The 11,918-nt window shown below is 54.0% G+C and carries 11 protein-coding genes; 9 read left to right on the top strand and 2 right to left on the bottom strand.

Annotated features, from left to right (window positions below; translation table 11 throughout):
- Positions 1-6 precede the first annotated feature (6 nt).
- The 8 genes from CPH57_RS15245 to CPH57_RS24710 all read left to right on the top strand — a co-directional run bounded on the left by CPH57_RS15245 (position 7) and on the right by CPH57_RS24710 (position 9,402).
- Positions 7-759 carry a phage minor tail protein L gene (locus CPH57_RS15245; protein ID WP_172428025.1) on the top strand — a complete coding sequence of 251 codons (753 nt, stop codon included), beginning with the start codon at positions 7-9 and terminating at the stop codon, positions 757-759.
- Between the two features lie 8 nt (positions 760-767).
- Positions 768-1,472: a C40 family peptidase gene (locus CPH57_RS15240; RefSeq protein ID WP_096242505.1), complete on the top strand. Its 705-nt coding sequence runs from the start codon at positions 768-770 to the stop codon at positions 1,470-1,472.
- Positions 1,473-1,509: 37 nt separating this feature from the next.
- Entirely contained in the window at positions 1,510-1,848 is a 339-nt protein-coding gene (locus CPH57_RS24415) for a hypothetical protein (RefSeq protein ID WP_150130715.1), read from the top strand.
- A 168-nt stretch (positions 1,849-2,016) separates the two neighbouring features.
- Positions 2,017-2,517 carry a tail assembly protein gene (locus tag CPH57_RS15235; RefSeq protein WP_231922838.1) on the top strand — a complete coding sequence of 167 codons (501 nt, stop codon included), beginning with the start codon at positions 2,017-2,019 and terminating at the stop codon, positions 2,515-2,517.
- Between the two features lie 53 nt (positions 2,518-2,570).
- Positions 2,571-5,777, top strand: a complete 3,207-nt coding sequence (locus CPH57_RS15230) for a host specificity protein J (RefSeq protein ID WP_096242503.1) — start codon at positions 2,571-2,573, stop codon at positions 5,775-5,777.
- Between the two features lies 1 nt (position 5,778).
- Positions 5,779-6,768 carry a DUF6453 family protein gene (locus tag CPH57_RS15225; RefSeq protein WP_096242502.1) on the top strand — a complete coding sequence of 330 codons (990 nt, stop codon included), beginning with the start codon at positions 5,779-5,781 and terminating at the stop codon, positions 6,766-6,768.
- 49 nt (positions 6,769-6,817) lie between these two features.
- Positions 6,818-7,996: a tail fiber domain-containing protein gene (locus CPH57_RS15220; protein WP_096242501.1), complete on the top strand. Its 1,179-nt coding sequence runs from the start codon at positions 6,818-6,820 to the stop codon at positions 7,994-7,996.
- 20 nt (positions 7,997-8,016) lie between these two features.
- The gene (locus tag CPH57_RS24710; protein ID WP_231922807.1) at positions 8,017-9,402 is read left to right on the top strand and encodes a prophage tail fiber N-terminal domain-containing protein; all 1,386 of its coding nucleotides are present in this window, start codon (positions 8,017-8,019) and stop codon (positions 9,400-9,402) included.
- A 66-nt stretch (positions 9,403-9,468) separates the two neighbouring features.
- On the opposite strand, the gene CPH57_RS15205 is transcribed toward CPH57_RS24710, so the two are convergent.
- Together CPH57_RS15205 and CPH57_RS15200 are read right to left on the bottom strand one after the other, a co-directional pair.
- A complete protein-coding gene (locus CPH57_RS15205; protein ID WP_096242500.1) occupies positions 9,469-9,708 on the bottom strand; it encodes a hypothetical protein in 240 nt (79 codons plus the stop codon).
- 300 nt (positions 9,709-10,008) lie between these two features.
- The gene (locus CPH57_RS15200; RefSeq protein WP_033644119.1) at positions 10,009-10,857 is read right to left on the bottom strand and encodes a MurR/RpiR family transcriptional regulator; all 849 of its coding nucleotides are present in this window, start codon (positions 10,855-10,857) and stop codon (positions 10,009-10,011) included.
- A gap of 167 nt (positions 10,858-11,024) precedes the next feature.
- On the opposite strand from CPH57_RS15200, the gene murQ reads away from it, so the two are divergent.
- A complete protein-coding gene (murQ, locus tag CPH57_RS15195) occupies positions 11,025-11,918 on the top strand; it encodes an N-acetylmuramic acid 6-phosphate etherase (RefSeq protein WP_069100119.1) in 894 nt (297 codons plus the stop codon).

The following is an 11,918-nucleotide window of genomic DNA, read 5'->3' as shown; positions in this document are numbered from 1 at the left end:
AGATTAATCATGCTGAATACAGACCTGCAGAAGTTGGAGCCGGGCAATCGCGTTCGTCTTGTTGAAGTGGACGGTACAAAGTTCGGCGCTGATATTCTGCGCTTTCACAGCGACACGCTTCCCTATACGCCTGAAGAACTGGCCGCTGCTGGCGGGGACGAAACGAAACTACCCGCAAAATCGATCTGGTGGCAGGGCAAAGAGTACGGGCCGTGGCCGTTTTCCGTTGAAGGGCTGGAAATATCCTCCGACAGCCAAAGCACGGAGCCGAAATTGACGGTTGCCAATATCAACGGCCTGATCACTGCACTTTGCCTTCAGTTTGAAGATATGGCCCAGGCCAAGGTGCTGATCCACGATACGCTGGTGCATTACCTTGATGCCCGGAATTTTCCAGAAGGGAACCCAACGGCTGACCCGGTGCAGGAAAAGCTACAGGTGTTCTACATCGATCGCAAGGCGACGGAAAGCGATGAAGCGGTGGAGTTCGAACTCTCCAGCCCGGCAGACCTGCGGGGATTGCGCATCCCGACCCGCCAAATCCACAGCCTGTGCACCTGGTGTTCGCGTGGATGGTATCGCACCGGTAATGGTTGCGATTACGCAGGCACGCGATACTTTGACGACAAGGGCAATCCGGTGGATGACCCAAGTAAAGATCGCTGCGGTGGACTGTTGAGTGATTGCCAAAAACGTTTTGGTGAGACTGAGCCCTTACCGTTCGGCGGCTTCCCCGGCGCAGCGCTGATTAAGCAGTAGGTAGAGTTATGAAAGAGAAAACCATAGCGGCCATTATGGCGCACGCCGAGGCAGAGTATCCGCGCGAGTGCTGCGGCATCGTGGCGCAGAAATCCCGCGTTGAGCGTTACTTTCCCTGCCGTAATCTGGCGGACAATCCCACCGAGCAGTTTCACCTGTCACCAGAGGATTATGTGACCGCTGCCGAGTGGGGGACGATCACAATGATTGTGCACAGTCACCCGGATGCCACCACGCAGCCGAGCGAGCTGGACAAAGCCCAGTGCGACGCGATGGAGTTGCCCTGGGCGATTGCAAGCTGGCCGGAGGGTGACTTGAGAACGATCATGCCGCGCGGGGAATTACCGCTGATAGGTCGCCAGTTCGTGCTGGGGCATACCGACTGCTGGGGGCTGATTATGAGCTATTTCCGGCAGGAGCACGGCATAGCGCTCCAGGATTACCGCGTTGATTATCCGTGGTGGGAGCGGGGCGAAAATCTCTACATGGACAACTGGCACGACTGCGGTTTTCGGGAGTTCGACGGCCCACCGATGCCGGGTGACATGGTGATTATGCAGGTTTCCGCACCGGTGGCGAACCATGCCGGTATTCTTCTCGAAGATGGTATGTTTCTGCACCACATGTACGGCATGCTCAGCCAGCGGGTGCCTTACGGTGGTTATTGGAAAGAGAGAACTGTGAAGGTGCTGCGCCACAAAGAACTGATGTGATGCTATCATTCCACTTTTCAGCTTAAGGAAAAGGGTAATGAAGAAAATTATCGCTGTAATTGCCACAATAATTTTGTCTGGCTGTTCAACTACGGCTAACGAACTTCGATTGACAACACCGGCTATCCAAGGCCATACAATTAAAACAGCGGATGCATATATTGGATGCGTTCTTAATGTTTGGAATGAAAAAAACACCATCTCACCAATTAACCCACAACCTACGAAGCATGGGTATACAGCTCAGATAAATGATATGTCTAGAGGTGTTGTAATGTTAATTGATGTGGAAAATACTGACTCTGGCAGCGATTTCTTATTTTATAAGAAACGCGATATGGACTTCTATGAGTCGGCAGTTAATGCATGTAAATAGTATATTGGTTTCTCGTTATATACCCGCCTAGGCGGGTTTTTTATTGGGGGGTATATGAGTTTTATCGAAGTGCCATTAAGAGTAATTCACTTCCACGGCCCGATGATTAGGTTGTTTGGTGAAAATTTTAAATATCGTGCACACAATGTTCCAAAAGCTATCGATGCTATGAAAAATCTAATAGACGGATTTGAACGATATATGTTGGAAGCTCATAAGCGAGGGCTGACCTTCGCTGTATTTGTGGGGAAACGGAACGTTGGTCAAGATGAAATGGAGCTGACAAAAGGCACGGAAGACATTCACCTGGTGCCAGTGGTCATTGGAAGTAAACGTGCAGGGCTTTTTCAAACCATTGCCGGGGTAGCATTAATTGCACTGGCTGCTTGGAACCCAGTTATAGGTGGAGCGGCAATGATGTCAGCAACCACAGCAACTTCCGTTGGCCTGATGGGAGCCTCTCTTGCTCTTGGCGGCATTGTGCAAATGCTATCCCCTCAAGCTGGCGGACTGCGCATGCGCCAAGACCAGGACAACAAACCGAGTTATGCCTTTGGCGGGCCGGTCAACACAACGGCGCAGGGTAATCCTGTTGGTGTGCTATACGGCACGCGCGAGATAGGCGGGGCGGTTATATCCGCTGGCATCTATACCGAAGACCAGCAATAACGACATTCGTTTGAACAGACAGCCGCAATAGCGGCTTTTTTTATGGGCGAAATATGGCACAGAAAATTATCCGTGGGCGGAAAGGTGGCGGTGGTGGCGGCCACACGCCGGTAGAATCGCCAGACAGCGTTCAATCGATCGCCAGAGCGAAAATGTTATTTGCCCTGGGAGAGGGAGAGTTTGCCGGTGGGCTGGATGGCACAAACATTTTTGCTGACGGCACCCCCGCACTTAATGCCGATGGCTCTGAAAATTTCCCCGGCTTCCGCTGGGAGTTTCGCCCAGGTACGCAGGCACAGGATTATATTCAGGGTATTCCTGCTGTTGAAAACGAGATCACCGTCGGCACAGAACTGAAAAGCGGCACGCCGTGGGTTCGGTCAGTATCGAACCTGCAACTTTCCGCTGTGCGTCTGCGCTTCGGCTGGCCTATGCTGCAAAAGCAAGAGGACAACGGCGACGTTAACGGCTACCGCATCGAATACGCCATTGATGTGGCCACCGATGGTGGCAGCTATCAGGAAATGTTAACGGCAGCAATCGACGACAAAACCACCTCGCTATATGAGCGTTCTCACCGCATCAACTTACCGAAGGCCACTACGGGCTGGCAGGTGCGCGTTCGCCGATTGACGCCTAACGCTAACAGCGCCCGGATTGCTGATCGCATGAACATCGAGGCGCTGACCGAAATTATTGATGCCAAGTTGCGCTACCCGAACACGGCGCTGCTTTACGTTGAGTTTGACTCAAAACAGTTTCCGAACATCCCGAAGATCAGCTGTGCGCCGCGCGGACGGGTTATCCGCGTGCCTGACAATTATGACCCGGAAACGCGCAGCTATACCGGTGTTTGGACGGGGGGCTATAAGTGGGCCTACAGCGATAATCCGGCCTGGGTGTTCTACGACATTATTTTAGCCGACCGCTTTGGCCTGGGCGATCGCATCGACTCAACTCAAATATCCGAGTCTGAACTGTACCGCATCGCCCAGTATTGCGATCAGCTGGTGCCAGATGGTCGCGGCGGTGATGGCATGGAGCCACGCTTTACCTGCAACGTTTACATTCAATCCCGCGAGGATGCCTGGACGGTGCTGAGCGATCTGGCCGGTATCTTCCGTGGCATGACCTATTGGGGACAAAACCAAATGGTTGCCCTGGCGGATATGCCGCGCGATATGGACTTTACCTATACCCGTGCCAACGTTATCGACGGCAAGTTTACCTATTCGTCTGCCAGCGAGCGCACCCGCTACAGCACCGCGATGGTCAGTTGGTCTGATCCGGCGAACCACTACGCCGATGCGATAGAGGCCGTATTTGATAGCGACCTGGTGCGCCGGTACGACGTGAACCAAACCGAGCTGACAGCGATCGGTTGTACCCGCCAGAGCGAGGCAAACCGCCGGGGCCGCTGGGCATTGCTGACCAACAGCAAAGACCGCACGGTTACTTTCTCTGTTGGCCTCGATGGCATGATCCCCATGCCTGGGCATATCGTCGGCGTGGCCGATCAGATGGTTGCCGGTCGGGTGATCGGTGGCCGTATCAGTGCGGTGGACGGTCGCAAGTTGAAGCTGGACAGAAAGCCAGGCGCTAAAGTCGGCGATCGCCTGATCATTAACCTGCCTTCAGGCAAAGCACAGGCTCGCACCGTGCAGGCGGTGAATGATCGCGTGGTGACCGTTACCACTGCCTATAGCGAGATACCCGTGTCGGAGTCTGCCTGGTCTATCGATGCTGATGATCTGGCTGTTCAGCTCTACCGTGTGGTGGGTATTGCCGATAATGGCGATAACACCTTTACGATTAATGCTACCGAGCATGACCCGAACAAGTACGCCCGCATCGATACCGGCGCGCGCATCGACGATCGCCCGATATCGATTATTCCTCCTGGCGTGCAAGCCCCGCCGAAAAACATCACCATCGACAGCTACTCCTCGGTGAGCCAGGGCATCGCGATTACCACCCTGCGCGCCGCCTGGGGGGCAGTGGATAACGCGATAGCGTATGAGGCTGAATGGCGGAAAGATAATGGTAACTGGGTATCGATGCCGCGCACGTCTGCGTTGGGATTCGAGGTGCCAGGAATTTACGCTGGGCGCTACCTAGTTCGCGTGCGGGCCATCAACGCCAGTGACGTATCGTCTATCTGGGCGACGTCGATCGAAACCTACCTGAAAGGGAAAGAAGGCAAGCCGCCGGTGCCGGTCGGCTTCAAGGCTTCTCCGTTACTTTGGGGTATCCAGCTCGATTGGGGATTCCCAGACGGGGCCGAGGACACGCTGAAAACCGAAATTCAGTATGCAGATAACGCCGCCGGGAATAACGCGATGTTGTTGGCCGATATCCCGTATCCGCTGCACACCCACACCATGACCGGGTTGAAGGCGGGGCAGGAATTCTGGTTCCGCGCGCGGTTGCAAGACCGTACCGGCAATCAGGGCGACTGGACAGGCTGGATTAAGGGGCAATCCAACGCAAATGCCGGTGACTACCTGGAGAGTATCGGCGATGGGTTTCTGACCGACAAAGACGGCGACCGCCTCACTGGCGACATTGACACAAACATTGAGGCCATCATCCAGAACGCGCTGGCCAACAACGCGACGGTGGAACACCAGTGGGCGCAATACGGCACGGTGCGGGCTGATATTCTGGTGGTGAAAACCACGATAGCGGAAGTCGATCACGCCTTGGCTGAACTGTCTACGCAGGTGCAGGCGCAAATTGATGACGTGACAGCGGTATTGGAGGACAAGCTGACGGCAACAGTCGATGCCGACGGCGCAACGGCAATCCACACACTGAAAGCCGGTGTGAGGGTTAACGGCGTGTTCTACAACGCGGGCATGTCGATCGCCGTGCTGGCAGAAACCGGCAAACCCGTCATCACCCGTATCGGGTTCAACGCCAATCAGTTCGTGTTGATGAGCGGCAGCGGCGACACGCAATACTCGCCGTTCGCTGTAGTCAACGGCCAGGTGTTTATCAGCGATGCTTTCATTCAGAACGCTTCTATCACGTCGGCGAAAATTGCGGATGCGGCAATCACCAATGCCAAAATCAGCGGCTTTATTCAGTCCGACAATTTCAGCGCAACCAGCGGCTGGCGGATGGATAAAAGCGGCGCAGGGGCTGGACAAATCCAGATTAACGGTGGCGACGGTAACGGGCGCATGGAGATACGCGGCGACCAGATTAATGTTTATGACGCTGGCGGTAATCTGCGGGTGAGAATGGGGAGGTTGTAGCGTGGCGTATGGCCTGTGGATGAATGGCAAAGAGCTGGCGGCGGTTAATAGCATTTCACTATTAGCCAACGATAAAGAACCCTGGGCGGATGGCAATAAACAAAAGATTTATACTCCGCCTGATTACGTCGCTGGGAACCCGGTATTTCTGGTTGGTCAGACCGGGTATATATTCGGCAGTCAGACAAATCCCCCGTCTTACGGCGGGGTTACTGGATGGCGAACCGATGGTGGGAGGATAATTGTTGATTTTACCAATGCAAATCAGCAGGCGTTCTTTACCGAGTTCAGCATATACCAGGTTCAACCGCCGCAATCAGTTTCAGGCACGTATGGAATAATGATTCGAAACTCGGTGGACTGGATGAGCATTAACAGTTCGTCCCGGCTGGGTTTTGTTGCCTGGAAAGGGGAAGTGACGATTAACGGCAAATGGACATTGCCAGTCGTTCAAAATGATAACACCAAGGTTGTCTTTGTTCGGTGCGATGACCCCGGCGTTTCTATTTACCATGCTGTGCAATATAACGAATTAACGGTATCGCGTGATAATGGTTCGGGTGAAGCGGTGTTAACCACTGCCAATGTGAAAGTGGTCATTATGAACAGCGGTTATTACCCACCGACACCACGCGGTTACGGAATGGTGATTAAGAACGCCGCCGGTAATAACACATTCACCAGCGATACAGAGCCGTTAGTTTGGGATGGGCGTTCGGTTAATGTCGGCAGGAACCCCGAAGATTTAATCGATACAGGGATAGCCAGGCCAATGATCCCCCTTGCCGTTAATGCGTTTATGCGTGGTGACTCTCAAGGTAGCGGCGGGGTTTATAACTACTACAGCTGCGGCTATCGGTTTAACGGCAGCGCCGTCCAATTCTGGCGTTCTGAATCAGGGAGAAGAATACAGACCCAGTGGAATACATCAAACCGATGGTACTCGTCACAGATGCCGCTCATGGTTATAAACGCAGCCCATTACTTCTGACAACCGGCCACTGAGCCGGTTTTTTTATGCAACGATTTAGGAGAGCATCATGCCCGCAGGCACTCTTACCCTAACGAACAACTCCGCCGTAGTGAAAGGTGCGGGGACGGCGTTCAATACCGAGCTGAAAGCCGGTGATTTCATCGTGAGCGTCGTCGGCGGCGTCACCTATACGCTACCGGTGAAAACCGTTGATAGCGCCACACAGGCGACGCTGATTAAAGCCTATGACGGCCCAACGCAGGCGGGTGCAGCATGGTATGCCGTACCGCGCGCCGCGATGAACACCATTACCGCCCAGCTTGCCGCAGAGACGGCGAAAGCGCTACGCGGACTGAACCTCGATAAAAACAACTGGCAACAGGTATTCAGCGGCACCGGAAACATAACGGTGACGTTACCTGACGGCAGTACCTATACCGGCCCAGCCTGGAATAGCTTTACTACGGCATTGGAAAATAAAGCCGCTAAAGGGGTGAATAACGATATAACCCAGCTGAAGGCATTGAGCACAGCAATCACCGTTGCGCAGGGAGGTACGGGAGCAAAAGACGCTGCTACTGCACGTACAAATCTTGGCCTTGGCAACTCTGCGACAAGAAACGTCGGCGCAACATCAGGAACAGTTGCCGCTGGTGATGATGTGAGGCTGGGGACCATAGACAATAAAACCGGCGGGCTGATTACCAGTGCAGTACGAATTCAGGGAACGGGAAGCATCATATCGAATGCGTGCACGGCGATAGGCTGGGATGGTTCCAATGGCGTCAGTGAATTCGTCAATAACCGAGGACAGGGAACTGGGGGGTTCAGATACCGCATCGCAAATGCAACAGGCGGTCTGGTAGTGGCATTTTCAATGTCATCTGATGGGAATGCCTATGCTGCTAACGGGAAATGGGTGGAGAGTTCAGATATAAGAATTAAGGATAATGTTCGCCTCATACAAGACCCTCTAGGGAAAATGAAAAAGCTGCGCGGCTATATGTGGAATCTTAAATCTAATGGAAGCGCAGGGGTTGGTTTTATTGCACAAGAAATACAAGAAGTGTTTCCCGAATCAGTGTTTATTTCCGGCGACATGGAGTTTAGTGACGGCACGATTGTAAAAGACGTTCTAGCCCCAGATAGTTCAGGTGTTTCAGCCGGGCTACATCACGAAGCGATTCTTGCGTTGATGGAAAAAATAGAACGACTGGAAGCTGCAATGGATAACCTGAAAAAATAAAAAGCATGGGAGATTATTAAATGGTATTAATCAGCGGAGTTTTAAAGGGGCCTTACGGTGATTCTCGTTCTGGCGTAACTATTACTATGCGCTCAATGAAAACATCATCCACGGTGTTGAATTTGGCAAAGTCGCAATCTGTCACCGATGATACGGGCCGCTATTCGCTTAATGTAGAGCCTGGAGCCTACGAGGTGATTGTGTCAGTTTATGGTGCACAACCGGAACGAGTAGGCACGATAGAGGTTTATACCGACTCCCTACCCGGTACACTCAATGATTTCCTGCGGCGTCCAGGTGAAAGTGATATCACACCAGAGATTGTGCAGACGGTCGATCGCCTGCGTGCCGATGCAGCGTTATCAGCAGATAAATCAGCGGCATCGGCAGCGGCGGCAAAAATTAGCGAAAACAATGCGGCGGGAACTCTTGCCAGCGCTATAAAAAATGGTGGTTATGGTCAGATTGTTCCTCCACGAATTAATGGTCCAATAGGTGCGCGACGTTATTGTAAAATTGCAGAATGCCCCATATCTTCAACCGGAGCCACCGCAGTGCATTTTGCCGTTATTGGAGGTCGAAATTATGGCGTTATAGGAATGGACATTAAATATGTGTATTTTACTGGCAGAGGGTCAACTATAACGTCGTTACATGCGCGCGGGCTTGAAATCCTCTCGCTAGGTTTAACACCAAATTCAGTAAGTGATATTGAGTTTGGCGCCCTCTATAACAATACAATTTCACGTTGGGAGCTATGGGTTTGTGGTCCGGCATTCAATGTGCCAAATATAACACTGCTAAGCAGCATTCGTGAAAGCCCCATGTTGGATGTTGTACCAATGGGGGATTACAAATGGCAGGCTGAGCAGCCTCTAGGATATAAAGCTTACGCCATTAAAAATACTTGGTCAGATTACAACGCTACCGTAGACGGTAACGGATTCCTGAAAGCAGCATCGCCGATCGCCAGGTTGGCGAGTTCTCCGGAGTCAATGCAAGACGACTATCTTTCTGGCGGTTTTTCACTCTCTGGTTGCGCGGCTGTGAACGGTGAAGCGGAAGGAGTATCAGCTGAGCGTGTTTCAGTTGGCGTTTACAAAGTCACCGGCGCTTTAGGTTTTGCGGAAGATGGCTGGAACATCGAAGTGCCGCAGGACGTGAACGGCAACCGCCTGTGCTTTGTCTCAGCCAACACCGGCAAGGATGGCACGATCTATGTGAAGGTCAGCAAGCGCCGCTTTGACATCGACACAGCCGCGATTGTGGCCGGTGAGCCGATGGATATTCCGGCTGGGCGATGGATTGATCTGCGCCTGGAAATGCCTGCGCGCGAGGTTGAAGCAGCACCGGAAGCAGTCGAGGAAACTGCCGCTCTTGAAAATGTGAACGTTGACCCTATCTAAAATCTGCTGCCCCGTTGCTGGCCTCGTATTGTTCGGACGGTTGAACATCGGCAGGGGCAGCACCTATCACTTGTAAAGCACATCAAAATTAAACGCTATGGCCGCATCAACGGCTTTACCTTGAGTCTGAAACGGCACATTTGATACGAGCGGCCAGCCTCCCTTATGTAAAACATAAAGCCAGTGTTGACCTTCTTCATCTTCGCGGATTGCGAAAAAAGGTGGGCTGTTTTGCTGTAGCTCTGGGTACCTGTCATTCTCATTGAGAACGAAAATCTGCCGCCCGGCGAGTGTAATGCTACCCATAAATTTCATCCATCATGTCTGTTTATACATACAGTATTATCTGGCTGACCCATGAGCTTTAGCAAGTCGGCTAAGACAATAATCAGACGATTTTGTGTTGCGGGGAGAAATTTAGGCTAGGTTCAGGCGGTGAGGTGAAGGAACGCAAACTATAACACGCAATCATAATCTGCTGATTACCATGAAAAATAAATCAATGTACGCACATGTCGCAGTTGATGCATTTGCGTGTGATTAGCAGGGCCATGACGTATCTCTCATTATTAACAGGGGTATTTTTCGCAGCGGCGATTATACCGGTTAAACCAACTTTTTCATCAATTGTTCGCTGTGCCTGATACGGTCGCGGGCATGATCGAGGTCGTGCTGGATCAGCGCCATAAACAGCAGGTCGGTGAGAGCGTACTGGGCGGTGCTGGAAGAGATGGCCGCGCTGCGGGTGCGGGGCTCTTCGGCGATGGTATAGAGGCAGTGATCGGCGCGTTGCTGCAGGCCGTTGGGCGAGAAGCTGGTCAGCGCCAGCACCCTGGCGCCGGCCTGGCGCGCTTCTTCCGCCGCCAGATTGATTTCACGCCGCTCGCCGCTGAAGGAGATCGCCACCAGCAGATCGCGTTTGTCCAGCGCCTGCACCGCCGCCAGTTGAACGTGCATATCCGCTTCGGCCACCGCCATCACCCCGATTTTCAGCAGCTTGAAGGAAAAATCCTTGGCCACCAGCCCGGAGGCGCCGATGCCGATCAGCATCACCCGGCGCGCCTGGCGCAGCATGTCCAGCGCCTGATGCAGCCGTTCTTCGCTGTTGATGTCCAGCGTCGCGCGCAGCGCCGCCTGCTTTTCCGCCAACAGCTTTTCACCGACGGTTTTCAGCGTGTCGCTGCTGAGAATGTGGTTATGAACGGTCACTACCGGTTCGGCCTGCGGCTGGGCCAGCGTCTCGCTCAGCGCCAGCTTCAGCGCCGGGAAACCTTTATAGCCCAGCTTTTGGGCGAACTTCACCACGCTCGACTGGCTGACGCCGGCCAGCTGGGCCAGCTTTTGCGAGCTGAGATGGCGCGCCTGTTCGGCATTGTTCAGCAAAAAATCCGCCAGCTTGCGGTCGTTTTGCGCCAGTGTCGGATACATCTGGCGAATGCGCAGAAGGGTACTCATTGATCTTTCCCTGGAAACCAGCGGCCATTTTGCCACGCAGGCAGCGAAAACGCGCGGTGAAAATTTTTGTGAGCTCGTCGTTAAAATAGCAAATAGCGCTCGCTTTGTTGAATAAAATATTCAAATATTGATTTAATTTTGTGAATTAAAAATTCAAAGGTGAACAGATGAACTTAGGCGCACTGGTATCGGAAACCCGCAACCCGGCCACCATGGGGCTGGATGAGATGTCGACGCTGGACATGGTCCGCTGCTTTAACCAGGAAGATCGCAAGGTGCCGGAGGCGATTGAAAAGGTGCTGCCGGCGATCGCGCAGGCGGTCGATTTGGCCGCGGTGGCGCTGAAGGCCGGCGGGCGGCTGATTTATTTGGGCGCCGGCACCAGCGGGCGCCTGGGCGTATTGGATGCCTCCGAGTGCCCGCCGACCTTCGGCGTGCCGCACGGTGTGGTGGTGGGGCTAATCGCCGGCGGGCCGGGTGCGCTGTTCAAAGCGGTGGAAGGGGCGGAAGATGACGCAGCCCTGGGCGAGGCCGACCTCCGGGCGCTGAACCTGACCGCCGTCGATATGGTGGTGGGGTTGGCGGCCTCGGGGCGCACGCCTTACGTGATCGGCGCGCTGCGCTATGCGCGCGGGCTGGGTTGCCCGACGGCGGCCATCTCCTGCAACCCGGATTCGCCGATCGCGCACGAAGCGCAGGTGGCGATCTCGCCGGTGGTGGGGCCGGAGGCGCTGACCGGTTCAACGCGCCTGAAATCCGGCACCGCGCAGAAGCTGGTGCTCAACATGCTGTCGACCGGCGCGATGGTCAAGCTGGGCAAGGTCTACCAGAACCTGATGGTGGACGTGAAGGCCACCAACGTCAAACTGGTGGATCGCGCCTGCCGCATCGTGGTGGAGGCCACCGGCGCCGAACGCGCTCAGGCGGAGGCGGCGCTGGCGCAGACCGGCTTTGAGGTCAAACCGGCGATCCTGATGATTTTAGCCGGCGTCAGCGCCGATGAGGCTCAGCAGCGGCTGCAGCGGCACGACGGCTACCTGCGCGCGGCGTTGGCGCGTTAA

The organism is Serratia sp. JKS000199 (assembly GCF_900215455.1).
GTDB classification, from domain to species: Bacteria; Pseudomonadota; Gammaproteobacteria; order Enterobacterales; family Enterobacteriaceae; genus Serratia; species Serratia ureilytica.
The sequence above is the reverse complement of the archived record's forward strand: the minus strand, read 5'-3'. Positions and strand labels throughout refer to the sequence as shown.

Coding starts and splice junctions, on each gene's coding strand:
- CPH57_RS24415 (WP_150130715.1), top strand. CDS start 1,510: ATGAAGAAAATTATCGCTGTAATTGCCACAATAATTTTGTCTGGCTGT.
- CPH57_RS15240 (WP_096242505.1), top strand. CDS start 768: ATGAAAGAGAAAACCATAGCGGCCATTATGGCGCACGCCGAGGCAGAG.
- CPH57_RS15235 (WP_231922838.1), top strand. CDS start 2,017: ATGAAAAATCTAATAGACGGATTTGAACGATATATGTTGGAAGCTCAT.
- CPH57_RS15230 (WP_096242503.1), top strand. CDS start 2,571: ATGGCACAGAAAATTATCCGTGGGCGGAAAGGTGGCGGTGGTGGCGGC.
- CPH57_RS24710 (WP_231922807.1), top strand. CDS start 8,017: ATGGTATTAATCAGCGGAGTTTTAAAGGGGCCTTACGGTGATTCTCGT.
- CPH57_RS15220 (WP_096242501.1), top strand. CDS start 6,818: ATGCCCGCAGGCACTCTTACCCTAACGAACAACTCCGCCGTAGTGAAA.
- CPH57_RS15200 (WP_033644119.1), bottom strand. CDS start 10,857: ATGAGTACCCTTCTGCGCATTCGCCAGATGTATCCGACACTGGCGCAA.
- murQ (WP_069100119.1), top strand. CDS start 11,025: ATGAACTTAGGCGCACTGGTATCGGAAACCCGCAACCCGGCCACCATG.
- CPH57_RS15205 (WP_096242500.1), bottom strand. CDS start 9,708: ATGGGTAGCATTACACTCGCCGGGCGGCAGATTTTCGTTCTCAATGAG.